Origin of the sequence: Ewingella sp. AOP9-I1-14, assembly GCF_052375995.1 — a bacterium.
Classification (GTDB): domain Bacteria; phylum Pseudomonadota; class Gammaproteobacteria; order Enterobacterales; family Enterobacteriaceae; genus Ewingella; species Ewingella allii.
Map to the genome: position 1 here is coordinate 1 of NZ_JBQSVA010000002.1, position 21,743 is coordinate 21,743.

At 53.9% G+C, this 21,743-nt stretch carries 27 protein-coding genes; 20 read left to right on the forward strand and 7 right to left on the reverse strand.

From position 1 onward, the window contains the following. Positions 1-805, reverse strand: an 805-nt coding sequence (fliB, locus tag ACT3RT_RS05150) for a flagellin lysine-N-methylase (protein ID WP_496202603.1), incomplete at its 3' end; no start/stop codon positions are given. 111 nt (positions 806-916) lie between these two features. Beyond that, positions 917-2,044, reverse strand: a complete 1,128-nt coding sequence (locus ACT3RT_RS05155; protein ID WP_485900342.1) for a FliC/FljB family flagellin — start codon at positions 2,042-2,044, stop codon at positions 917-919. Positions 2,045-2,336: 292 nt separating this feature from the next. Between ACT3RT_RS05155 and fliD the strand changes: the two genes are divergently transcribed. The 5 genes from fliD (at position 2,337) to ACT3RT_RS05180 (ending at position 5,934) form a co-directional block, all read left to right on the forward strand. Then, the gene (gene fliD, locus ACT3RT_RS05160; protein WP_496202604.1) at positions 2,337-3,773 is read left to right on the forward strand and encodes a flagellar filament capping protein FliD; all 1,437 of its coding nucleotides are present in this window, start codon (positions 2,337-2,339) and stop codon (positions 3,771-3,773) included. A 9-nt stretch (positions 3,774-3,782) separates the two neighbouring features. Beyond that, positions 3,783-4,220 carry a flagellar export chaperone FliS gene (fliS, locus tag ACT3RT_RS05165; protein WP_496202605.1) on the forward strand — a complete coding sequence of 146 codons (438 nt, stop codon included), beginning with the start codon at positions 3,783-3,785 and terminating at the stop codon, positions 4,218-4,220. Beyond that, the gene (gene fliT, locus ACT3RT_RS05170) at positions 4,195-4,554 is read left to right on the forward strand and encodes a flagella biosynthesis regulatory protein FliT (RefSeq protein WP_353501924.1); all 360 of its coding nucleotides are present in this window, start codon (positions 4,195-4,197) and stop codon (positions 4,552-4,554) included. Before fliS ends, fliT begins: the two co-directional genes overlap by 26 nt. 214 nt (positions 4,555-4,768) lie before the next feature. Continuing rightward, positions 4,769-5,590 carry a helix-turn-helix transcriptional regulator gene (locus ACT3RT_RS05175; protein WP_353501923.1) on the forward strand — a complete coding sequence of 274 codons (822 nt, stop codon included), beginning with the start codon at positions 4,769-4,771 and terminating at the stop codon, positions 5,588-5,590. Between the two features lie 167 nt (positions 5,591-5,757). After that, positions 5,758-5,934, forward strand: a complete 177-nt coding sequence (locus tag ACT3RT_RS05180) for a GhoT/OrtT family toxin (protein ID WP_496202606.1) — start codon at positions 5,758-5,760, stop codon at positions 5,932-5,934. Positions 5,935-5,946: 12 nt separating this feature from the next. Here the strand turns inward: ACT3RT_RS05180 and ACT3RT_RS05185 are convergent, their stop codons facing one another. Next, on the reverse strand, positions 5,947-6,693 hold the full coding sequence (locus tag ACT3RT_RS05185; RefSeq protein ID WP_496202607.1) for an AraC family transcriptional regulator: 747 nt from the start codon (positions 6,691-6,693) through the stop codon (positions 5,947-5,949). A 99-nt stretch (positions 6,694-6,792) separates the two neighbouring features. On the opposite strand from ACT3RT_RS05185, the gene ACT3RT_RS05190 reads away from it, so the two are divergent. Next, positions 6,793-7,191 (forward strand): nuclear transport factor 2 family protein, encoded by a 399-nt coding sequence (locus ACT3RT_RS05190; RefSeq protein ID WP_496202608.1) that lies wholly within the window; start codon positions 6,793-6,795, stop codon positions 7,189-7,191. A 51-nt stretch (positions 7,192-7,242) separates the two neighbouring features. Here ACT3RT_RS05190 and ACT3RT_RS05195 read toward each other — a convergent pair whose 3' ends face one another. Both ACT3RT_RS05195 and ACT3RT_RS05200 read right to left on the reverse strand, forming a co-directional pair. Further along, entirely contained in the window at positions 7,243-8,466 is a 1,224-nt protein-coding gene (locus tag ACT3RT_RS05195) for an MFS transporter (protein ID WP_353501920.1), read from the reverse strand. 252 nt (positions 8,467-8,718) lie between these two features. Further along, positions 8,719-8,877, reverse strand: a complete 159-nt coding sequence (locus ACT3RT_RS05200) for a YqaE/Pmp3 family membrane protein (RefSeq protein ID WP_034790096.1) — start codon at positions 8,875-8,877, stop codon at positions 8,719-8,721. Positions 8,878-9,090: 213 nt separating this feature from the next. Between ACT3RT_RS05200 and ACT3RT_RS05205 the strand changes: the two genes are divergently transcribed. Both ACT3RT_RS05205 and ACT3RT_RS05210 read left to right on the forward strand, forming a co-directional pair. Then, positions 9,091-9,612, forward strand: a complete 522-nt coding sequence (locus tag ACT3RT_RS05205) for a DUF1003 domain-containing protein (protein ID WP_396130807.1) — start codon at positions 9,091-9,093, stop codon at positions 9,610-9,612. 252 nt (positions 9,613-9,864) lie between these two features. Beyond that, positions 9,865-10,149: a hypothetical protein gene (locus ACT3RT_RS05210; RefSeq protein WP_034790093.1), complete on the forward strand. Its 285-nt coding sequence runs from the start codon at positions 9,865-9,867 to the stop codon at positions 10,147-10,149. Between the two features lie 111 nt (positions 10,150-10,260). Here ACT3RT_RS05210 and ACT3RT_RS05215 read toward each other — a convergent pair whose 3' ends face one another. Beyond that, entirely contained in the window at positions 10,261-10,533 is a 273-nt protein-coding gene (locus ACT3RT_RS05215) for a hypothetical protein (protein WP_353501918.1), read from the reverse strand. Between the two features lie 318 nt (positions 10,534-10,851). On the opposite strand from ACT3RT_RS05215, the gene ACT3RT_RS05220 reads away from it, so the two are divergent. After that, the gene (locus ACT3RT_RS05220) at positions 10,852-11,052 is read left to right on the forward strand and encodes a DUF7736 domain-containing protein (RefSeq protein ID WP_353501917.1); all 201 of its coding nucleotides are present in this window, start codon (positions 10,852-10,854) and stop codon (positions 11,050-11,052) included. A 67-nt stretch (positions 11,053-11,119) separates the two neighbouring features. On the opposite strand, the gene fliE is transcribed toward ACT3RT_RS05220, so the two are convergent. Further along, a complete protein-coding gene (gene fliE, locus ACT3RT_RS05225; RefSeq protein WP_353503957.1) occupies positions 11,120-11,434 on the reverse strand; it encodes a flagellar hook-basal body complex protein FliE in 315 nt (104 codons plus the stop codon). Between the two features lie 316 nt (positions 11,435-11,750). Here fliE and fliF point away from each other — a divergent pair, with 316 nt between their 5' ends. From fliF to fliP, 11 genes are all read left to right on the forward strand, one after another. Then, complete coding sequence (gene fliF, locus ACT3RT_RS05230; protein WP_396130809.1) at positions 11,751-13,475, forward strand: flagellar basal-body MS-ring/collar protein FliF; 1,725 nt, start codon at positions 11,751-11,753, stop codon at positions 13,473-13,475. Further along, positions 13,472-14,464 (forward strand): flagellar motor switch protein FliG, encoded by a 993-nt coding sequence (gene fliG, locus ACT3RT_RS05235; RefSeq protein WP_034790081.1) that lies wholly within the window; start codon positions 13,472-13,474, stop codon positions 14,462-14,464. Before fliF ends, fliG begins: the two co-directional genes overlap by 4 nt. Next, positions 14,457-15,257: a flagellar assembly protein FliH gene (fliH, locus tag ACT3RT_RS05240; RefSeq protein WP_496202609.1), complete on the forward strand. Its 801-nt coding sequence runs from the start codon at positions 14,457-14,459 to the stop codon at positions 15,255-15,257. Before fliG ends, fliH begins: the two co-directional genes overlap by 8 nt. Continuing rightward, entirely contained in the window at positions 15,257-16,621 is a 1,365-nt protein-coding gene (gene fliI, locus ACT3RT_RS05245) for a flagellar protein export ATPase FliI (RefSeq protein WP_353501914.1), read from the forward strand. Before fliH ends, fliI begins: the two co-directional genes overlap by 1 nt. A gap of 18 nt (positions 16,622-16,639) precedes the next feature. Further along, positions 16,640-17,086: a flagellar export protein FliJ gene (gene fliJ, locus ACT3RT_RS05250; protein ID WP_353501913.1), complete on the forward strand. Its 447-nt coding sequence runs from the start codon at positions 16,640-16,642 to the stop codon at positions 17,084-17,086. Next, a complete protein-coding gene (locus ACT3RT_RS05255) occupies positions 17,083-18,441 on the forward strand; it encodes a flagellar hook-length control protein FliK (RefSeq protein ID WP_496202610.1) in 1,359 nt (452 codons plus the stop codon). The genes fliJ and ACT3RT_RS05255 overlap by 4 nt, the downstream gene beginning before the upstream one ends. 149 nt (positions 18,442-18,590) lie before the next feature. After that, a complete protein-coding gene (gene fliL / locus ACT3RT_RS05260) occupies positions 18,591-19,085 on the forward strand; it encodes a flagellar basal body-associated protein FliL (RefSeq protein ID WP_353501911.1) in 495 nt (164 codons plus the stop codon). Positions 19,086-19,092: 7 nt separating this feature from the next. After that, positions 19,093-20,109: a flagellar motor switch protein FliM gene (fliM, locus tag ACT3RT_RS05265; RefSeq protein ID WP_496202611.1), complete on the forward strand. Its 1,017-nt coding sequence runs from the start codon at positions 19,093-19,095 to the stop codon at positions 20,107-20,109. After that, on the forward strand, positions 20,102-20,521 hold the full coding sequence (gene fliN, locus ACT3RT_RS05270) for a flagellar motor switch protein FliN (RefSeq protein WP_353501909.1): 420 nt from the start codon (positions 20,102-20,104) through the stop codon (positions 20,519-20,521). Before fliM ends, fliN begins: the two co-directional genes overlap by 8 nt. 12 nt (positions 20,522-20,533) lie before the next feature. After that, on the forward strand, positions 20,534-20,983 hold the full coding sequence (gene fliO, locus ACT3RT_RS05275; protein ID WP_353501908.1) for a flagellar biosynthetic protein FliO: 450 nt from the start codon (positions 20,534-20,536) through the stop codon (positions 20,981-20,983). Continuing rightward, the gene (gene fliP / locus ACT3RT_RS05280) at positions 20,980-21,726 is read left to right on the forward strand and encodes a flagellar type III secretion system pore protein FliP (protein WP_034790072.1); all 747 of its coding nucleotides are present in this window, start codon (positions 20,980-20,982) and stop codon (positions 21,724-21,726) included. The genes fliO and fliP overlap by 4 nt, the downstream gene beginning before the upstream one ends. Positions 21,727-21,743 lie beyond the last annotated feature (17 nt).

Below are 21,743 nucleotides of genomic sequence, written 5' to 3' on the forward strand. Positions count from 1 at the left end.
GGTTGAGTCTCTCAGTATAGTGGTACAACGTCCCTCTTCCACGTGTATGAGGGTTCGTTTGAATCGCGCCATGTATTCCACTAAACAGAGCAAGTTCTAGTAAAGGTTCACCATTGATTTTCGCAATAGATTGCGAAATTTCGCCATTGGACAATTGCTGAGCGAGTGCTGTGTAAACCTGCTCCATACTGGAGAATTTGTGATCTAGCGACCCCGTTAGTTTCTCCGCGTAAAGCAGGAAACACGCCATAGCATAGAGATTATGCTCGACTTTATTCTGGTTGGACATCATGAGATTGGCACAGAATAAATTAATAATTTTACCTTCAACGCTTATATCAGCTCTAGCATTGAAATTAGTCTGCGCCACAGAGTGATTATTAATATTGAGTGCGGTGTCATTGAGCAGCACCTTGCGCGTTGCTTCCGGGCAAGAGAGGCTGAGACTCTCAATACGCTCTTTTTTATATAATACATATTGTCGCGGGTAGGCAGAACAGGTATCACTCAGCGCTTCCGGCCCCATAGTTTTATGGATTTTACATAGATTATCGGACTCTAAGTATGAACAGTTACCCTCCCCATTGAGCTTAACCAGCGCCCAATTACTGTGGCTTTTTTTAGTCTTGATAATGCTTTCAACCGCAATATTTTTAACGCCGGGGATTTCACTTTTTAGGTACTTATTATACGTGGGTTTATCCAGCGTGATATTCCATTGCTTACAACAGTGATCTTCACATGCAGAACCAATACAGCGGAAATTCTGCACATACTCAGGTTGGCTCACCAGAATCTCTTTCATCGCATCATACCTCCAATAACCAACCCGCAGTATGCCCCGCGAGTCTTACTTTCAATCAAAGAAAAAGGCGGCCAAATGGCCGCCTTTATAAGCGTTAAAACTGAGAAGCGATTAGCCCTGCAGCAGAGACAACACTGACTGAGGAACCTGGTTAGCTTTAGACAGTACTGAAGTACCAGCCTGTTGCAGGATCTGCGCACGGCTCATGTTGGAAACTTCGGTAGAGTAATCAGCATCCTGGATACGGCTACGTGCTGAAGTCAGGTTATCAACAGTGCTGCTCAGGTTAGTGATGGTAGATTCGAAACGGTTCTGAGAAGCACCCAGAGCTGAACGTTGAGTATCAACCGCTTTCAGAGCAGCATCGATGTCAGCCAGTGGGCTTGAACCTGCTGCAGTACCATCATTCTTAACGGTACCTTTCAGAACGTCGAAGCCTTCTGCAGCCACTGTACGCGCGTTGCCGTTTACCGCTTCTTTAGCATCGGTAGAGGTTTTCAGAGCGGTAGTTACTGCAGTATTTTTAGTGTCTAAGTCAGTTTTAGCAGTTGCAGTGTTACCAGCTTTAGTTGTATCAGTTGGATCTGCGTCAGAAATTGCTTTAGCTGCCAAGTAAGCAGTGTTAGACGTGGTTGCTGCAGTTTGTGCAGTTTTCAACGCAGTCAGCGTAGTTGGTTTGTAAGTGTTGATGTTGTCGCTAGAAGTGCCGTCACCGTTAGAAGCAGCCAGGTTCCAGCCAGCGCTTGAACCGATACCGATGCTGATTTGCTCGCCATCTTTAGAACCAACCTGGAAATCGTAGTTGCTGGTAGCAGCAGTACGGTTGTCCAGAACTTTGATGCCGTTGAAGTCAGTTTGCTTAGTAACGCGGTTGATCTCTTCCATACGCTGGTTAACTTCAGACTGGATGGAGTCGATGTCAGATGCGGAGTTAGAGCTGTTCTGCGCTTGAACGGTCAGGTCACGAACACGTTGCAAGTTGTTGTTGATTTCGCTCAGTGCGCCTTCAGCGGTCTGTGACAGAGAGATACCGTCGTTTGCGTTACGGGAAGCAACGGTCAGGCCATTGATGTTAGAAGTGAAGCGGTTGGCAATCGCCTGGCCCGCTGCATCGTCTTTTGCGCTGTTGATACGCAGACCTGAAGACAGACGCTCAATGGCGGTGCCCAGGGATGCTTGAGATTTGTTCAGGTTGTTCTGAGTCATCAGGGACAAGCTGTTAGTGTTGATTACCGCCATAGTATGATTTCCTTAAATTCTGTTATTTAGGTTTAGGCTTTCGGCCTACGGCTTTATCACCGTCCAAACTTGTATCGGCGCTACACCCAGAACCTTTAGTCAGAATTTAAAAAAATTATAAAATAATCCCCGAAAGCAAATTCCTTCCTTTATTGCACCTGCAAATAATGGCGCAAATTGCCCCTAATATGCGCGGTTATTCTTGCCATAAAATTTATCCAGCCGGGTATAAACTTCGTGCCATCCTTGCCGATAACACTGGTAACACCCTTCTCTCTAAGGAATATAAATAATGGCTAGTGTAAGTTCTCTCGGTGCAGGTACCAGTCTTGACCTTAACAGCTTGATGGATTCACTGACCAAAGCTGAAAATGACCGTCTAACACCGCTGACCAATCAACAAACTTCTTATAAAGCGAAACTGACCTCTTTCAGTATTTTGCAAACATCATTGGATAAGCTGAAGACTGCCGCCACCGCGCTGCAAAACGCCAGCCAAATCGCGGGCACTTCTGTTACCAGCACCAATACCTCTTTTAGCGCAGCGTTGACGCCAAATGCTTCTGCTCCGGCAGGCTCATACCAAATCAATGTCACGCAGTTGGCGCAGGCGCAGTCTCTGCTGTCGGCTGCAAAGTCTGACCCAAAAGCCGCGTTAGGCACCACGGGCGCAGCTAACCGCTCTATCACTATTGCGCAGACGGGCAAAGATCCGGTCACTATTCCGCTGACGGATGATCAAACCAGCCTGAACGGTATGCGCGATGCCATCAACGCCAAGCAGGCCGGCGTCACGGCCAGCGTGATTAAAGCGAACGACAACACCTATTATTTGTCTATCACCGCAAATGATACCGGCGTAGCGAATGCCATGACCGTCAGCGTATCTGGTGATGACGCGCTGAACAGCGTAGTGGGTTACAACCCCTCTTCCAGCACCAACGGCATGAAAGTCACCACGGCAGCGCAAGACGCCAAATTCACTATCAATAATAATGTTGAAATCACCCGTAGCAGCAACGTGGTTTCCGACGCGCTGGATGGCGTGACGCTGACCTTAAAATCGCTGACCAGCGCCAACGCCAACAGTTCTGGCCCTGAGACCTTAACGCTGACGCAAGATCCTAGCGCGATGACCAAGGCGATTCAAAACTACGTTGATGCCTATAACTCATTGCAAACCACTATCGCCAGCCAGACTACTTACACCGCGGTTGATAAAGGGGCTGATAGCCAAAACGCCAGCAACGGCGCCCTGTTCGGCGACGGCACCGTGCGTACTATTTCTACCCAGCTGCGCGGCAGTATTGCGTCTTCCCAGCCAAATACTGACTTCTCAACCTTAGCCAGCATGGGTATCACCCAAGACGTCAATGGCAAATTGACGGTAGACAGCACCAAATTAAACAACGCGATCACTAAAAAGCCGGGCAGCGTGGTGCAGTTCTTCGCGGGCGACGGCAAAACTACCGGTTTCGGTACGCAAGCGACCAACATGCTGACCAAGATGCTCGACCCAACCAACGGCACAGTGCAAGCCGCTGAAGACGGTATCAATAAATCGCTGAAAAACCTGTCAGATCAAATGACCAAGACCCAAGCCAGCATCACGCTCAATCTGACTAACTACAAAAACCAATTTACTAACCTATCCGTACTGGTTAACAAATTAACCAACACCGGTAGCTACTTAACGCAGCAATTTGCCGCGATGAGTGGAAGTCAATAAGGACTGATTATGTACAAGAACTCCGGCGTTAAAGCCTATGCGCAAGTCGGTCTGGAAAGTGCGGTAATGAGTGCATCACCCCATCAGCTGGTGGTGATGTTATTTGACGGGGCGCGCAGCGCCCTTATCCGCGCCGGTATTCTTATCCAGCAGGGGGATATTCCAGGGAAAGGCAATGCGCTGTCGAAGGCCATTAATATTATCGATAACGGACTCATTGCTGGCTTAAGCCGTGAGAAAGGCGATCCAGAATTAGTTGATAATCTGGAGGCGCTCTATTCCTACATGGTTCGCCGTTTAATTCATGCCAATTTGCATAACGATCAGCAGGCTATTACTGAAGTTATGGCATTGCTGGAAAATATAGCCGATGCCTGGCGGCAGATCGGCCCTAACTATCACCCCTCGCAGGACCAATATAATGGATCGACATCAGTACCTGGTTAATGAGTATCAGATGATCCTGACGCTAAGCGAACAAATGTTGCTGCTGGCGAAAGACGAAAAGTGGGATGAATTGGTAGAACTTGAAGTCAGTTACCTGAAGGCGGTAGAGGCAACCACTACACTGCCGCTGTCAGAAGAGACCTCATTAAATATCCAGAATATTATTCGTCAGAGTCTGCGACGTATTCTGGATAATGAAACTCAGATTAAAACGCTATTGCAGGCACGAATGGATCAGCTGGCTGAGCTTATTGGCCAGTCCGTAAAACAGCAGGAGGTCAATTCGACCTATGGGCGTTTTACCGACAGAGCAATCGCTATGCGCGATCAATAATAGTTTCCCTAATACCATTGCTAGCCACTTTCTTAGCTTCTTGTGTATATTAAAGGCTTCAGAGACAGAGAATAAGCCGCCCTTACCCGGTGTCTTTTCTCTGTCGCCCTCACTAATATCGTTTTCACCGACGAAAATATCGGCAACTGTTCAAGGGTAATTAAACTCTGGAACAACGTCGGCAATATGACGTGCGGCTTCGGGCAAAATCGCGATGGTTCGTAAAATAAAAGTATCTCCAGGGATTGGTACATCCTCACTGCTTATTCAGCACAGTGAGCTGCTTACCAGCGATATTTTCGTCGATAAACCCGAACTCATATTAATCCTGCAGGGGCATTCCACACTGCGCCACGGCATGCAAGAAAGCCGCATTCAAAGTGGCGAGATGCTGGCGGTCAATAGCGGCCACTCGCTGAGCATTACCAATGTTCCCTCTGATGAGGGCATTTTCAGCTGCGCGATTATGGCGTGGGACAGCTCGCTTTTTTGCGATTCCCGCCTCTACGTCTCGCCATTTGAAGGCGTACTGACCACGGTCGAAGACATTCGCGTCATCCCGCACATTCCGCCGGCCTTTAGGCAATCGTTTACTGATACCCACCATTCGATGATGTGGCATAAGAGCCTGCCGCCGACCATTGCCCGCCATCGCATGATTGAGCAACTGCTGTGGCTGTCTCATCTGGGGATCAGCTACTCGAGGCAGCATAGTGAAAGCATCACTCAGCAAGTTCGCGATTTACTGGTCAACAATCTGCACAAGTCATTTACGGCTGCCGAAGTGGCTGAAAAATTGATGATGAATGAAGTGATGCTGCGCCGCAGGCTGGCGACAGAGAACAGCGTGCTGCGTAATTTGATGATAGATGTGCGCATGACCCACGCCCTGCGCCTGCTGCAATGCACGGATTTAGCCATTTCCCACATTGCCCATCAGGTTGGCTACGAAAGCAGCTCACGCTTTGCCGAACGTTTTCGCAAACGCTTTGGCTTTGCGCCCACCTCGATCCGCGGCCACCTGCGCTCGCTGTAAGCTTTCAGGGCGGAACGTTAACGCCCTGTTATTTCAACGCGTAAATCTCATGTGCAGATGTAAACTCTGTAAAAATGTGACCTAAAACACACATTATTTGATTACCAAATGTTAACGCCCTAGAATATGCCCTGCTTTATCTATTTTGGCTGTATTAGGGGTATGTCGTGCACGTGTGGTGGGAAGTCATTAAAACAATTTACTGGGGTGGTTTGACGCTGGCAGCGGTGTTTACCCTGTTGGTCAGCCGCGATACGTTCAAAATCCGTCTGTTAACCTCGGCGCTGATCGGTTTTACGTGGCCAATGAGTTTGCCCGTGGTGGTGCTGTTTTCTCTGTTCTAACGACTGAATTGTTCAGAAATAGTGACCCGGCGTCGTGCCGGACAGTTTACGAAACACCGCGATAAAAGCGCTGGCGTTGTCGTAACCCACCTCCAGCGCGACGTTCTGCACCGCCATCCCCTGAGCTAAAAGCTCCATCGCCCGCATCATCCTGGCCCTCTGCCTCCAGGCGGTAAAAGTTAGACCGGTCTGCGCCGGGAATAGCCTCACCAGCGTCCGAACAGATAATCCTGCATACTCTGCCCACTGCTCTTCCCGCAGTTGCACACTCACGTCACTCAGCAATCGCCGCACAAGACGCATTAAACGCGGATCCTGGGGCATCGGCAGTTCCAACGCCGCTGCGGGCAACGTCCTGATTTCGTGCAAAATGACCTGCGTCAATGCCCCTCTGGCCTGCTCTGGGACACTCTCTTCGCCCCAGCTTTTTACGCGCTTTAACGCTTCGCGCAGTAACCCTTCCACACGAAAGGTTTTCGGCGTTTGCGGCAGCTCGTGGGTCAAATCTTCACGGATGTAGAGGCTCCAGCCGTCAAAAGCGCCGTGCGAACGCATACCGTGAGGATAGCCAGAAGGCACCCAGACGGCGTAGCTTGAAGGGATAGCCCGCTGGCTATGCTCAAAATCCAGACTCAGCAACCCCCGATGAGTGCCCAGCAGCTGGCCGTCAGCGTGGTGATGTACAGGCGTGGTTTTTCCTTGCGGCTCGACGAAATCTGTCCAGCGCAATCCGTTCCCCATGTCAGATTCTGAGATCATGGCGTAATCACCGTATAAGTTGGCCTGATAGCAGTCATGACGCCAAAAATAACCCTCTATAGTCAACCTCGTCAATGCAACCAACGCGAGGAACATCCTATGACACACACTCAGGCACGCCAATTTCTCGGCCAGATTTTCAATTCGCTGTTTGATCCTGCTGAAACGGCGGAGCAGACGGGCCGCTATTTCGCCCCGGAGTATCAGCAATTCGCCGATGGGAAAGTGTTAGATCACGCCTTATTCGTCGAGCACGCCCGCACCTTAAAGGCCACGCTTCAATCCGCCACCGTCATTTTTGAAAAGGTGATCGCCTGCGGCCAGTCACTGGCTAGCGTACACATCGTTGATGCCATCAAACACAATGGGCAGAGGTTAAAAGTGAAAGTCGTGGCGCTGTATGAGGTGGAAAATGGGCTGATTCGTCGCGTGGATGAACTCAGTCATTTGCTCGAAGGGGAGGATGAAGACAGGGATTTAGGCACGCGCCACCATTAGGCTTAGGCCAAGGCCCCTTCCGGCAGATTGCTCTCTGCCGGAAGGGTGTTATTACTCGTGACTCAGATGAAGGTCATTTTCCTGCGCGCCCTGCTGCGACAGGGCCGCCAGCAGGCGATAACCCGTCAGCATGGCGACTAATGCCACACCGCCGCCCACTACCGCGATCCAGAATCCGTTTGAAGCGCCGAAGTTATCGATAGTCCAGCCCGACGCGGCCGATCCGGCGGAGAAGCCAATCAGCACGCCGGTCATGGCGTACGTAATACCCTCGGTTATCTGCGTGGTGGGCACGATACGCTCGATCAGGGTCATGCCGGTAATGAAGGTGGGAGAACTGATCGCCCCGCCCACAAACACCATCAGCGTCATCATCCACAGCGACGTGACGAAAGGCAGAGGCAAGGTAGTCAGCACCGCCACCACGCTTGCGATTAACAGACGATTCGCCAACGGCTTTTTGAATTTGATGGCGCCGAATACCAGCCCAATGCCGCAAGAACCTAGAGCATAGGTGGATAAGATATAGGTCGCGGCGCCCTTGTTACCTAGATCCTGCGCGAAGGCAATGACCGCCACTTCCACCGTGCCAAAAATCATGCCGATACCCACAAACACCGTCACCACGTACCACATCGCGCCGTGCTTCATTACCGACTGCGTGCGCTTCTGCTTGATAGGATTCACTTTTGGCTCAGTGGATTTCTGTACCACAAACAGTAATGCCCCGACGGCGAGGAAGGTCGCCGCCGCCAGCACGCCCGCCTCGGGGAACAGCGCGATGCTCAGGCCGATGCCAAACACCGGCCCGGCCATATACACCAGCTCATCCAGCACGGATTCAAAGGCAAAGGCCGCGTGCAGCTGCGACTTGCCGCGATAAATCTCGGTCCAGCGCGCGCGCACCATGGAGCCAATGCTCGGCATTACGCCGGCGATTAACGCCAGTATAAACAGCATTTCATTGGGTGCATTGAGCCACGCCGCCAGGCATAAACCGATTAATGCCAAAAATGCCAAGGTCACCATCGGGATCAGCACTTTCGCCTGCCCTTTGACATCCACCCAGCGCGAAATCTGTGGAGCGATAAAGGCATTGGCCATGGCAAAAGTGGCAGACACCGCGCCGGCCAGCCAATATTCACCATGGGTTTGGGATAACATAGCCACAATGCCAATGGTGGTCATCGGCAGAGGCAGACGAGCAATAAAGCCTGCGGCAGAAAAGCCTTTGGTTCCTGGGCGCCGGAATATCTCGGCGTATGGATTAGACATGAAAGTTCCTTATTTCACAGAGAGGCATGATTTCAATTAAAAAGAGCAGCCGAATACCCTGCCCAATGCACGCGGCGGCTAACAAAAACATCAATATAAAGCTCAATTTAGAGGCGACATGATGCCTGAGAGGCAATAAAGAGTCTTTTCGTTTCGTGTTAAATGTTTGTGATATTTAGGCAATAAAAAACCCGACCTATTGGTCGGGCTTATGAAATTGAGGAACTTTTAGGCAAAAAGCGCCTTAATTTATTACTTACGCGTCTGGATCCAGAATGCGTGGATCAAACCTGGCAAATAGCCGCACAGTGTCAGCACAATGTTCAGCAGGAACTGCAAGCCAAGGCCGTTACCAATCAACACGCCCAGCGGCGGTACCAAAATCGTAATCAAAACTCTCCAAAAACCCATACTTCTCTCCTTTTCATGATTGCTGAGTTAAAAGTAGCGCAGTAAATCCGACCTAACAATCAGATAGTTCGGGAAAAGTTGCCGAGCTTCCTGATAGATAAATAATCAGTCAACAAACAGCAAGGGTGACAATAATAAGATATCGGTTTCTGGCATTTCATCCTAAGGTGACTCTTATCAGCACGCTACTCAGCACCTACAAAGGAAGTATTTATGCAGCCCATCTCTTCAGATACGCCAGCCAAAAAACGCGACCCCTTCCGTTTTCACCGTAAACATTCCCATTTAGCTCCGACCTTCGGCGAGGGCTGGTTTGCGCTGAAAGCAGAAGCTTTCGCCCGGTTCTTCGGCACGCCGCTGTTTTTAGGCGCACAAACTCTGGTGGTGGCCGTGTGGATCATCATCAACGTCACCGGGCTGGTGAAGTTCGACGTTTACCCGTTTATCTTACTCAATCTGGCCTTCAGCCTGCAGGCCGCCTATGCCGCGCCGCTGATCCTACTAGCGCAAACTCGCCAGGCGGAGCGGGATAAGGCCCATGCCGATGCCGATGCCCAGCATCGCGAAGAGTTAGCTCAGGCCAATGAGCAGCGACAGGAGATGGCGGCGCAGCACACTCAGCAGATGCTCGAGCTGTTAAAACAGAATACTGACCTGACCAATATCACTAAACAGCTAAGCGAACGGATTGAAATTCTGACCTCGCAGCTACATAAGAAAATGCTCGAACAGTAATTGTCGCCCTTCTACTGCCAAAAACATTTTGTGATAGCGATCACATTTAAGTTTTTGCTTAAGTCGTGTTCTCAGTCCTGCCCTATAATTTATACCAAGCTAATTATCTGCCATTCAGGCAGGTAATTGGCGGGTTGCTTGATGTCCTGTTTTTGCTGCGCGATTTCATTCATTGTTCGCAGCGCCTCATTTGAGCGTTCCCGTGTGGGAGAAAGTGCTTGTATCATCAATCACTTATTTGGAGGAGTAATAATGTCTGAATACCATTATTTGCTTCTGGGAGGAAGTCGGCATGGACAGAAACATGTCGACCGTTGTCATCAGTTTTCACTCTATTTCTGGGCAGACAATCGGCTCGAAGAGCGTCAGTCTGACTCAGCAATTTTTGCAGTGCAAAACGAGCGTTATAAAGTATCTCCAGAGAAATGTGCTGACGGCAATTGGTATCTGGTCGGTTACTGTGGGGCAAGACCTGAGATCCCCGTGGATGAACTGACTGATTTGATACTTGATAACAACGTTAAGCCCATGATGTAACACAGCGGCTGCTAAGTTCTACTCTCATCAGCGCTGTGAAGTGACGTTCAATGAAGTAAAAACCCCGCCTGCGCGGGGTTTCTTGTTTTTAGCGGGTCGGAATGCTTAATCTCACCCGGCATTGCCCTGAATATGCGCGGCGCGGAACTCCACTACCGTCCCGGCTTCGAAATGGCGTTTTGCCGAGGCTGGAATGCGCCCTACCGGCGCGGCTTTAATCACTTCCCCTTCAAACTCGCCATCGATGATTTGGCGAATGGCGACATCCAACTGGTAGCTCGCCGAGTCATCACCCACGGGAAAAGTCAGCAGTTTCACCTTATCCCCAACTTGCCAGCGGGTCAGCATCGGCAATGGGGCTTGTTCGAAAATGTCCTCATTCATCTGGCTTTTCCTTATTTTCAGGTTGATTAATAAGAGGATAGAACAATTCCGGTGCCGCCGCTTGAAAATGAAAGTCTTCTGGAATCCGTGTCGCAGACCGTCGTGGATTTGCACCGCGAGCCGCTGCGTAACCTGAGATTGACGCCGTCGACCTATACTGAGAATGGGTGATTGCATGGCATAGCCATGGCCGTAATAATGACGGCATCCCTGACAACCCGAGGGCGGAGTGTTGATCTCTGCTGATGGAAGATTTGTGAAATGAATGTCCTGTCGATGGCCCGCTACCGTCAGCCTGAAACGAAACAAGGAATTGAAATGCAAAAGTTAACGCAAGAGCAGTGTGTGATCCTCACCGGGTTTACCGGCATTCTCCACGGCGAGTTTGAGTGGTTCCACGCTGATCTGGAAGCCCGCCTCGGCCGCGAAGTACAAACCTCTGAACTTGGCTATCCAGAGTTTATGGACGAGTGTAAAGCACTGTATGAAGAAGATTTTAATGGATTGATGCCGGAGTAAGCATCACGCTTTTTTCGCCCCCGCCCACAGGCCATCGCTGCATGTGGGCAAAAAGCTTTCTGAGCAATCAGACGCTCATGTTCATGACGTCCTGATACGCCGCCACCAGCTTGTTACGCACCTGAATGCCCAATTGCAGAGAAATTGATGATTTCTGCATATCGACCATCACGTCATTTAAGCCTACGCCCGGCACGCCGAGTTCGAATTTCTGCGCCTGCAATTTGGCGGTGTTTTGCGTTTCGCTGATCTTGCCCAGCGCGGCTTTCATCTCGCTGGCGAAACCGGCTTCCTGTAGGGGTTCAACAGGTTGCTTCATTCCTGCCTGCAGCGCGGTGGCCTGCAACTGCTGCAAAACACTCTCAATGCCTTGAATTGCCATAGATTCCTCAATTTTCGCACGGTTCTGAATGGGGGATGAAACCGATTTGTGTTTCATGGAACGACACCCTATCACATAGGAATTTCCCTAAACGCGCTAATTGACCGCAAAAACCATGGCTTATCGGGCCATTAACTTTGCATAAAGCAGCAAATAATGGCTCACCTGAAAAATCAGGTTCTTCTCTTATTGTGGAGAGGGGCTAAAAAAATGACACGCTTGTCTGTTTTACATCAGCAGGATTGCGCACTTGGGAGTCTGTTTTGTCACGACACAACACGAACATCAACGTTCAACAGCTGAATAGGGATCTGGTATGAGTTCTGCAATTGCTGGCGCAGAAAACCCTGAAAGCGGATTGACAGCGTTTATCAACCGCCTGCGTGCGAATCCAAAAATCCCTCTGGCCATTGCCGCAGCAGCCGCAGTGGCCATTGTTGTTGTCCTGACGCTGTGGGCCAAAGCGCCGACATATCGCGTACTGTTCAGCAATCTGAACGACAAAGACGGTGGCGCCATCGTCACCCAGCTGACCCAAATGAATATCCCTTATCAGTTCTCTGATAACGGCGGTGCCATCTTGATCCCGGCGGATAAAGTCTATGAAACTCGCCTGAAACTGGCCTCTTCCGGCTTGCCAAAGGGCGGCGCGGTAGGCTTCGAACTGATGGACCAAGAGAAGTTTGGTATCAGCCAGTTCAGCGAGCAGATCAACTATCAACGCGCGCTGGAAGGCGAACTCTCGCGCACCATCGAGACTCTGGGGCCGGTACAGAGCGCCCGCGTTCACTTAGCTATCCCTAAACCTTCACTGTTCGTGCGCGAACAGAAGAACCCTTCAGCTTCGGTGACGTTGAATCTGCAATCCGGCCGCGCGCTGGATGACGGCCAGATCAACGCCATCGTTTATATGGTATCGAGCAGCGTCTCCGGCCTGCCTCCGGCCAGCGTTACCGTGGTTGACCAGAGCGGCCACCTGCTGACTCAGGCCGACGGCAACGGGCGCGACCTCAACGCCGCGCAGCTGAAATACGCCAATGAAGTCGAAGGCCGCCTGCAGCGCCGGATCGAAGCCATCCTGCAACCCGTGGTCGGCAGCGGCAACGTGCATGCACAAATCACCGCGCAGATTGACTACGCCGTGCGCGAGCAGACTGACGAAAACTACCAGCCGAACGGTTCGGCAGATAAAGCCGCAGTGCGCTCCCGCCAGTTGAGCACCAATGAGCAAATTGGCGGTTCAGGCGTCGGCGGCGTGCCGGGTGCCCTCTCCAACCAGCCCACGGCTCCGGCGACAGCGCCTATTACTAATCAGGCGACCAACGTTAATAACCCGAACGCCGCCAATGGCCAGCAGGCGAATGGGCAGAACAACGCGGCTAACCGCAATGCGGCCACCGCCGCGCCGTCCGGTCCGAGCAGCAATCGCCATGATGAAACCACCAACTACGAGCTGGATCGCACCATCACCCACACCCAGCACAGCGCGGGCGGCATTCAGCGCCTGTCGGCGGCGGTAGTGGTTAACTACCAGCCGGGTGTGGATGGCAAAGCCAAGCCACTGACCGACGAGCAGCTGAAGCAGGTTGACTCACTGGTGCGCGAAGCGATGGGCTTCTCCACCGAGCGTGGCGATACCCTGAACGTGGTTAACACGCCATTTAATGAAACCGCCGATGAATCCACCGAACTGCCTTTCTGGAAATCTCCGGCCTTCTTCGACCAACTGCTGAACGCCGGTCGCTGGTTGCTGGTGCTGATTGTTGCTTGGCTGCTGTGGCGCAAGATGGTTCGCCCTCTCCTGCTCAAACAGCAGGCCGACCGCGAAGCTCAGGCTGCGGCGACCGTCGCGGCAGCCATGCCAGCGCCGGAAGGCACGCAGCCAGCCAAACTGTCTAACGACGAGCTGGCGAAGCGCCGCCGTTCACAGCAGCGCGTCAGTGTTGAAGTTCAAACCCAACGAATTCAGGAGCTGGCGGATAAAGATCCTCGCATCGTCGCCCTGGTTATCCGCCAATGGATGAGTACAGAACAACCATGACTATGACCGGAACCGAAAAAAGCGCCATCCTAATGGTCACGCTGGGTGAAGACCGCGCGGTGGAGGTGTTCAAGCACCTCAACCCGCGTGAAGTTCAGCAAATCAGCGGCGCGATGGCTAACATCCATCAGATCTCCAACAAACAGCTAAGCGACGTGCTGAGCGAGTTTGAAGATGAGTCCGAGCAGTACGCCGCGCTGAGTGTCAACACCAGCGAATACCTGCGTTCGGTCCTGACCAAAGCCTTGGGCGAAGAGCGCGCCGCCAGCCTGCTGGAAGACATTCTCGAGTCGCGCGAAACCACCACCGGCATGGAAACCCTCAACTTTATGGAGCCACAGATTGCGGCCGACCTGATCCGCGACGAGCATCCGCAGATCATCGCCACCATTCTGGTGCACCTGAAACGCGGCCAGGCAGCCGATATTCTGGCTCTGTTCGACGAGCGCCAGCGTAACGACGTCATGCTGCGTATCGCCACTTTCGGCGGCGTACAGCCAGCCGCGCTGGCCGAGCTGACCGAAGTGCTCAACAACCTGCTCGACGGCCAAAACCTCAAACGTTCGAAGATGGGCGGTATTCGTACTGCGGCGGAGATCATCAACTTGATGAAAAGCCAGCAGGAAGAAGCGGTTATCGAAGCCATGCGTGGCTACGACGGCGAGCTGGCGCAGAAAATCATCGACGAAATGTTCCTGTTCGAGAATCTGGTGGACGTCGACGACCGCAGCATCCAACGCCTGTTGCAAGAGATCGAGGGCGAGTCGCTACTGGTTGCACTAAAAGGTGCCGAAGCGCCGCTGCGCGAGAAATTCCTGCGCAACATGTCCCAGCGTGCTGCCGATATTCTGCGCGACGACTTGGCAAACCGTGGCCCGATGCGCATGTCGCTGGTGGAAAACGAACAGAAAGCCATTCTGCAAACCGTGCGTCGTCTGGCCGAATCTGGCGAGATGATGATTGGCGGAGGCGAGGATACCTATGTCTGATGCCCTGACGCCACAAGACCCGCCGGCCGAGAAAAAGACGCTGGCCGAGCGCAAAGCCGAACAGCTCAACGCCCTGCCGTGGCAGCCGTGGAAGCTCAACGACCTCAATACGCCCTCTTACTCCAGTAAAGAGTATAAAAACGCCATCGAACCGCTGCTTGGTGAAGAAGATGGCGAAGAGCATGACACTGAGAGCAGCGAGCCCCTGAGCCAGTTTCAGGTTGATCAGAACGAGCTGCAACGTCTGCAAATTCAGGCACAGCAGCAGGGTCATCAGCAAGGCTTTGAGGCGGGCAAGCAGCAAGGTTATCAGGCTGGCTATCAGGCCGGTCAGGAAGCGGGCCAGCAGCAAGGTCTGCAAGAAGCCCAACAGCATCAGGCGGTGCTCACCGAGCACTGGCAGCATCTGGTCACTGACTTCCAGCAAACGCTGGACGCGCTGGACAGCGTGATCGCCTCGCGCCTGATGCAAATGGCGCTGACCGCCGCCAAGCAGGTGCTCGGCCAGCCGCCGATTTGCGACGGCTCCGCCCTGCTGACCCAAATTCAACAGCTGATCCAGCAAGAGCCGATGTTCAAAGGCAAGCCGCAGCTGCGGGTTAACCCGGCTGATTTCGAACGCGTTGAGCAGCACCTTGGCGTCACCCTGAGCCTGCACAGCTGGCGTCTGCTGGCTGACAGCCAGATCCACGCCGGCGGCTGCAAAGTCAGCGCAGAAGATGGCGACATGGACGCCTCGCTAGCCACTCGCTGGCACGAACTCTGCCGCCTCGCGGCGCCGGGTGATCTCTGATGACCGCCCGCCTTAGCCGATTGCTGAAAACCCTCGATGACGCTGAAAAGCGCATGGAGCGTACTCCCGCGCTGCGCCGCTACGGTCGCCTAACCCGCGCGACCGGGCTGGTGCTCGAAGCCACCGGCCTGCAACTCCCTCTTGGCGCGACCTGCCTGATTGAACGCCATGACGGCAACGTCGTGCAGGAAGTCGAAAGCGAAGTGGTCGGTTTTAACGGCCAACACCTGTTTTTAATGCCGCTGGAAGAAGTGGAAGGCATTCTGCCGGGCGCGCGGGTGTATGCCCGCATCTCGCCAGAGGGCCACACCGCCGGTAAACAGCTGCCCCTCGGGCCACAGCTGCTTGGCCGCGTGCTCGACGGCAGTGCCAAGCCGCTCGACGGCCTGCCGCCGCCGGATACCGGCTATCGCGCCGCGCTGATAACCCCTCCTTTCAACCCATTACAGCGCACGCCAATCACTGACGTGCTCGACGTCGGCGTGCGGGCGATTAACTCCCTGCTGACCGTCGGCCGCGGGCAGCGTATGGGCCTGTTCGCCGGCTCCGGCGTGGGTAAATCGGTACTGCTCGGCATGATGGCGCGCTACACCCAGGCCGACGTGATCGTGGTCGGGCTGATTGGCGAGCGTGGGCGCGAAGTTAAAGACTTTATCGAAAATATTTTGGGTGACGAAGGCCGCGCTCGCGCGGTGGTGATCGCCGCCCCGGCCGACGTGTCGCCGCTGCTGCGTATGCAGGGCGCGGCCTATGCCACCCGTATTGCGGAAGATTTCCGCGATCGCGGCCAGCACGTGTTGCTGATCATGGACTCCCTGACACGCTACGCCATGGCCCAGCGTGAGATTGCCTTGGCCATCGGCGAGCCTCCGGCCACCAAAGGCTATCCGCCATCCGTGTTCGCCAAACTGCCCGCGCTGGTTGAGCGCGCCGGTAACGGCATCAGCGGCGGCGGCTCGATCACCGCCTTCTACACGGTACTGACCGAGGGTGATGACCAGCAGGATCCGATTGCAGACTCCGCGCGCGCCATCCTCGACGGTCACGTGGTGCTGTCGCGCCGTCTGGCGGAATCTGGCCACTATCCGGCGATTGATATTGAAGCTTCTATCAGCCGCGCCATGACCGCCTTGATTGACGATGCCCAGTACGGGCGCGTGCGCGATTTCAAACAACTGCTGTCGAGCTACCAGCGTAACCGCGATCTGGTGAGCGTCGGCGCTTATGCCGCAGGCAGTGACCCGATGCTGGATCGCGCCATTCGGCTCTACCCGCAAATGGAAGACTTCTTGCAGCAGGACATCATGGAGCGCAGCTCCTACGAAGATGCCTGTTTGCAATTGAAGATGATGTTACCGAGCTAATAACCAGAGGACTTGTGTATGGAAAGTTCATCACCTTTAGTCACTCTCTGCTCTCTGGCGCAGAAAGCCTTGGATCAGGCGACCAACCATTTAGGTCAGGTCCGACAGTCGCACAGTCAGGTGCAAGAACAGCTGTCGATGCTACTCAATTACCAGAATGAGTACCGGCAGAAGCTCAACACCACCATGACCGGCGGGATTGCCGCCAACACGTGGCAGAACTACCAGCAGTTTATTTCGACGCTGGAAGTGGCTATTGACCAGCATCGTCAGCAGTTGATGCAATGGAACCAGCGTCTGGACGCCGCCGTCAGCCAGTGGCAGGACAAGCAGCAGCGGCTCAATGCCTACCAGACCCTGCAAAGTCGCGCCAGCGAGCAGCAACGCGTGCAGGCCAATCGGCTGGATCAAAAGCAAACGGATGAATTCGCCCAGCGCGGCACCTATAGGAAATCACAGTCATGAATATGAATATTCAGCCCGCCGCGGCCTCCACGGTGAAAGGTGCCGGTCACAGCAAACCTACCGGGGCAGCCGCCCTGCTGGCCGATCTCGACGCCGGTAACGCGACGCAGGATTTTGCCAGCCAGCTGGAAGCCCAGCTCGGGCCAAAACTCAGTTCCCAGCTGGGTCAGTTAGGCCAGCAGCTCGCAGCCAAGGGGCAGGTGGTGGATAAAAACAGCCTGACGCAAGCCGTGAATACCGGCGAGCAGGAGGGCACGCTGTCGCTCGATGACAATCAGCTAAGCCAAATCATGGCGGCGATTCAGGCTCTGCCAAACGGCAATTTAAAAACCGCCGATGCCAGCCAGCTGAAAAATGCCGATTTGAGCGATAAAGAAGACGCCAAAGACCCGGCAAGCCAAGACGCCAACGCCCTGCCGATTCAGGCACTGTTTGCCATGCTCGCCGCCCAACCGGCGGCCCAGGTGACGCCAGCGACGGCGCAAAATGGCGCTTTGCCAAATAGCGGCGATAGCAAAGATAAAACCGCCCTGCTTCAGTCACTCAGTGGCGACGCCAAATCACTGCTCACGCAGGGTGACGACAAGGCTGCTGAACATAAAACCGCCGTGACCGACACCAGCGGCAAAGGGGTCAGCCAGCACGGCGATGCCCGCGCGGCGAGCAGCAAATCTAGCGATTTCAATAATGCCCTGACGGCAATGAGCACGGCTAACGGCGCAGCCAGCCAGCAGCCGAATAGCGAGTTGAAAAACAGCGATAACGGCGTACTGCTGCAAAATATTAATCAGATCAACAGCGCGGCGATGGCGGCCTCTTCGGTGCCGGTGTCCAGCACGCCAACCAGCACCACGCTGGTATCCGCCCCTAACGTGCCGCAGCTCAACGCCCAGTTGGGTAGCCCGGAGTGGCAGCAGCAGCTAGGTCAGCAGGTGTTGATGTTTAACCGTCAAGGCCAGCAGACCGCCGAACTTCGCCTGCATCCGCAAGATTTGGGTTCTATCCAGATCAGCATGAAGATTGAAGACGGTCAGGCGCAGATGCACTTTGTTTCCGGCCACAGCGGCGTGCGTGCCGCGCTGGAAGCGGCCATGCCTCAGCTGCGCACCTCGCTGGCTGATAGCGGCATCAACCTGAACCAGACCAACGTCAGCAGCGATACCTCGCAGTGGCAGCAAGCCTCTAACGGCGCACAGCAGCAATTTGGCCAGCAGTCAGGTTCATCGCAAGGCAGCGACGCCAGCTGGGCCGCGTTTAACGGCGTTGGCGCGGCCTCCGCCAGCGACGCCCTTCCCGTTCCAGCCTCGCTTCAGCAGTTAGCCAGCGGCAAAGGCGGCGTCGACATCTTCGCCTGATTGACCCTATTTGCCCCCGCTATACGTTGAAAGATCGCGGGTAAACGGCAGAGCTAACCGCGTTTAACCCGCCTATTCCCTCTATTGAAATTGGGGATAGGCGGGATAATCATCCACAGAATTATCATTTACAGGAAATTCCCTTATCCATGTCTGACTCTGCTATTGCGACCAAGCGAAAAGGTAAGCGCTCAAAATTAATCATCATATTGGTTCTGCTGGCTCTGATTGCCGCGGCCGGAGGTGGTTACGCCTGGTGGATGCTGCAAGGTCATTCGTCTGCGCCGGGCGCAGCTCAGGTTAAGAAAGAGGAACCGCCTGCTCCGCCTGTTTTTTTGGCGCTGGACACCTTCACGGTTAATCTGCAAAACGCGGATAACAACCCGGATCGCGTGCTATATATCGGCCTGACGTTGCGCCTGCCGGATGAGAAAAACCGCGCCGCGCTGAACGAATATTTGCCAGAAGTCCGCAGCCGCCTGCTGTTATTGCTCTCTCGCCAGAAAAGCTCTGATCTGGTCAGCGAAGCGGGTAAACAGCAGCTGATCACGGACATTAAACAAGCTTTGAGTACTCCTTTTGTCAAAGGTCAGCCTAATCAGGTGATCAGCGACGTGCTTTTCACTGCTTTCATACTGCGATAATCAAATTATGGGCGACAGCATTCTTTCACAGGCCGAGATTGACGCACTGCTTAACGGCGATAGCGACAGCGACAGTGCGCAACAGGTTGATACCAGTCCCCTCAAGGCTGACGATGGCGTAAAGCCGTTTGACCCGACTACGCAGCGACGCGTTATCCGCGAGCGTTTGCAGGCGTTGGAGATCATCAACGAGCGCTTTGCCCGTCACTTCCGCATGGGGCTGTTTAACTTATTGCGCCGCAGCCCGGATATCACGGTTGGCCCGATCAAGATCCAGCCCTACCATGAGTTTGCTCGCAACCTGCCGGTGCCGACCAACCTCAACGTGATTCACCTTAAGCCGCTGCGCGGTTCGGCGCTGTTCGTGTTCGCGCCAAGTCTGGTGTTTATCGCGGTGGACAACCTGTTCGGCGGCGATGGTCGGTTCCCCACCAAAGTGGAAGGCCGCGAGTTTACCCATACCGAGCAGCGCGTGATTAAACGCATGCTGACGCTGGCGCTCGACGCCTATCAGGATGCGTGGAGCGGCGTGTATAAGCTCAGCGTGGAGTATGTGCGCGCCGAGTTGCAGGTGAAGTTCACCAACATCACCTCGTCGCCAAACGACATTGTGGTGACGACCCCCTTCCATGTGGAGATCGGCGCGCTGAGCGGCGATTTCAACATCTGTATCCCGTTCAGCATGATTGAACCTATACGCGAGCTGTTAACCAACCCACCGGTAGAAAACTCTCGCAATGAAGAGAGTCAGTGGCGCGAAAACTTAGTACATCAGGTGAAGCATTCACAGCTCGAACTGGTGGCGAACTTCGTAGATATTCCACTGCGACTGTCACAAATCCTCAAATTACAGCCGGGCGACGTTTTACCGATTGAGAAGCCGGACCGCCTGATCGCTCACGTCGACGGCGTCCCGGTCTTGACCAGTAAATACGGCACGCTTGGCGAACAATACGCCCTGCGCGTTGAACATTTGATTAACCCAATTTTGAATTCCCTGGATGAGGAACAGCCCCATGAGTGACATCAATAAACCGTCTGACAGCGGATCGGAAAACGTAGACGATTTATGGGCTGATGCGTTTAACGAACAGCAAGCCGCCGGTGGCAACGAAAAAGCTTCCACCGATGGCGTATTCGCGGCGCTGGGCGCGCAAGAAGGCACCGGCAGCCTGCAAGATATCGACATGATCTTGGATATTCCGGTCAAGCTGACGGTGGAACTGGGCCGCACCAAGATGACCATCAAAGAGCTGCTGCGTCTTTCGCAGGGTTCTGTAGTGGCGCTGGACGGACTGGCGGGCGAGCCGCTGGATATCCTGATCAATGGCTATCTGATTGCCCAAGGCGAAGTGGTGGTGGTTGCTGATAAATACGGCGTGCGCATCACTGACATCATCACCCCGTCAGAGCGTATGCGTCGCCTGAGCCGCTAGTGAGACACTCCCTTGACTACCGCTAACAGCTCGGCCAGCAGCGATTCACCTTATATCACGCCAGCCGCGACGCACGGCACGGTGCAGCAACAGGCTGCACCCGCTATTCCAACCGGCTCGGCGTTAACACAGGTGAGCACCGTGCTCGGCGGCATTTTGCTGCTGATCTTGCTGATTGGCTGGGTGGCAAAGCGTCTGGGCTTCGCGCCGCAGACCAAGAATTCTAAGTTGTTAAAAGTCACCGCCAGCTGTCAGGTCGGGCGCTCAGAGAAAGTGGTGATTGTCGAAGTGGATAACACGTGGCTGGTGCTGGGCGTGACCTCGCACCAAATCACCCCGCTGCATACCCTGACTTCACCGCCAGTTATGCCGGAGAGTGCTGAGGTGACAACGTCACAGAAACCGATTGATTTTGCTCAACTGTTAACCAAAGTGCTGAAACGTCCGGGAAATAAAGAATGAGCGTACTGAAATCCTCTCTGCGCTGGAGCCTGCCGCTGCTGTTATTGGCAAGCCCTGCCGCCTTCGCGCAACTTCCGGGCATTGTCAGTCAGCAACTGTCGAACGGTGCACAGAGCTGGTCGCTGCCGGTGCAGACGCTGGTGTTCATCACCACCCTGACCCTGCTGCCCGCCATGCTGCTGATGTGTACCAGCTTTACGCGCATTATTATCGTGCTGGGTTTGCTGCGAAATGCGCTGGGTACCCCTTCTGCGCCGCCGAACCAAGTGATGCTCGGGCTGGCGCTGTTTCTGACCTTTTTCGTTATGTCACCGGTGTTCGACAAAATCTATACCGATGCCTACCAGCCGTTCAGTGAAGACAAGATCAGTATGCAGGTGGCGATGGACAAAGGCGCCGAGCCGTTGCGCCAGTTTATGCTGCGCCAGACCCGCGAAACCGACCTGGCGCTATATGCCCGTTTAGCCAACCTGCCGCCGCTGGCAGGCCCGGAAGCCGTGCCGATGCGTATTCTGCTACCCGCCTATGTCACCAGCGAGCTGAAAACCGCCTTCCAGATTGGTTTCACCGTATTTATTCCCTTTATGATCATCGATCTGGTGGTCGCCAGCGTGCTGATGGCGCTGGGGATGATGATGGTGCCACCCGCCACCATCTCGCTGCCCTTTAAGCTGATGCTGTTTGTGTTGGTCGACGGTTGGCAGCTGCTGCTGGGATCGTTGGCACAGAGTTTTTATAGCTAACTCAATCAGTTAACGTA

Excerpts from the sequence above, each read along its gene's own strand:
- ACT3RT_RS05155 (WP_485900342.1), bottom strand. The coding sequence starts at position 2,044 with ATGGCGGTAATCAACACTAACAGCTTGTCCCTGATGACTCAGAACAAC.
- fliD (WP_496202604.1), top strand. The coding sequence starts at position 2,337 with ATGGCTAGTGTAAGTTCTCTCGGTGCAGGTACCAGTCTTGACCTTAAC.
- fliS (WP_496202605.1), top strand. The coding sequence starts at position 3,783 with ATGTACAAGAACTCCGGCGTTAAAGCCTATGCGCAAGTCGGTCTGGAA.
- fliT (WP_353501924.1), top strand. The coding sequence starts at position 4,195 with ATGGATCGACATCAGTACCTGGTTAATGAGTATCAGATGATCCTGACG.
- ACT3RT_RS05175 (WP_353501923.1), top strand. The coding sequence starts at position 4,769 with ATGGTTCGTAAAATAAAAGTATCTCCAGGGATTGGTACATCCTCACTG.
- ACT3RT_RS05185 (WP_496202607.1), bottom strand. The coding sequence starts at position 6,693 with ATGATCTCAGAATCTGACATGGGGAACGGATTGCGCTGGACAGATTTC.
- ACT3RT_RS05190 (WP_496202608.1), top strand. The coding sequence starts at position 6,793 with ATGACACACACTCAGGCACGCCAATTTCTCGGCCAGATTTTCAATTCG.
- ACT3RT_RS05195 (WP_353501920.1), bottom strand. The coding sequence starts at position 8,466 with ATGTCTAATCCATACGCCGAGATATTCCGGCGCCCAGGAACCAAAGGC.
- ACT3RT_RS05200 (WP_034790096.1), bottom strand. The coding sequence starts at position 8,877 with ATGGGTTTTTGGAGAGTTTTGATTACGATTTTGGTACCGCCGCTGGGC.
- ACT3RT_RS05205 (WP_396130807.1), top strand. The coding sequence starts at position 9,091 with ATGCAGCCCATCTCTTCAGATACGCCAGCCAAAAAACGCGACCCCTTC.
- ACT3RT_RS05210 (WP_034790093.1), top strand. The coding sequence starts at position 9,865 with ATGTCTGAATACCATTATTTGCTTCTGGGAGGAAGTCGGCATGGACAG.
- ACT3RT_RS05215 (WP_353501918.1), bottom strand. The coding sequence starts at position 10,533 with ATGAATGAGGACATTTTCGAACAAGCCCCATTGCCGATGCTGACCCGC.
- ACT3RT_RS05220 (WP_353501917.1), top strand. The coding sequence starts at position 10,852 with ATGCAAAAGTTAACGCAAGAGCAGTGTGTGATCCTCACCGGGTTTACC.
- fliE (WP_353503957.1), bottom strand. The coding sequence starts at position 11,434 with ATGGCAATTCAAGGCATTGAGAGTGTTTTGCAGCAGTTGCAGGCCACC.
- fliF (WP_396130809.1), top strand. The coding sequence starts at position 11,751 with ATGAGTTCTGCAATTGCTGGCGCAGAAAACCCTGAAAGCGGATTGACA.
- fliG (WP_034790081.1), top strand. The coding sequence starts at position 13,472 with ATGACTATGACCGGAACCGAAAAAAGCGCCATCCTAATGGTCACGCTG.
- fliH (WP_496202609.1), top strand. The coding sequence starts at position 14,457 with ATGTCTGATGCCCTGACGCCACAAGACCCGCCGGCCGAGAAAAAGACG.
- fliI (WP_353501914.1), top strand. The coding sequence starts at position 15,257 with ATGACCGCCCGCCTTAGCCGATTGCTGAAAACCCTCGATGACGCTGAA.
- fliJ (WP_353501913.1), top strand. The coding sequence starts at position 16,640 with ATGGAAAGTTCATCACCTTTAGTCACTCTCTGCTCTCTGGCGCAGAAA.
- ACT3RT_RS05255 (WP_496202610.1), top strand. The coding sequence starts at position 17,083 with ATGAATATGAATATTCAGCCCGCCGCGGCCTCCACGGTGAAAGGTGCC.
- fliL (WP_353501911.1), top strand. The coding sequence starts at position 18,591 with ATGTCTGACTCTGCTATTGCGACCAAGCGAAAAGGTAAGCGCTCAAAA.
- fliM (WP_496202611.1), top strand. The coding sequence starts at position 19,093 with ATGGGCGACAGCATTCTTTCACAGGCCGAGATTGACGCACTGCTTAAC.
- fliN (WP_353501909.1), top strand. The coding sequence starts at position 20,102 with ATGAGTGACATCAATAAACCGTCTGACAGCGGATCGGAAAACGTAGAC.
- fliP (WP_034790072.1), top strand. The coding sequence starts at position 20,980 with ATGAGCGTACTGAAATCCTCTCTGCGCTGGAGCCTGCCGCTGCTGTTA.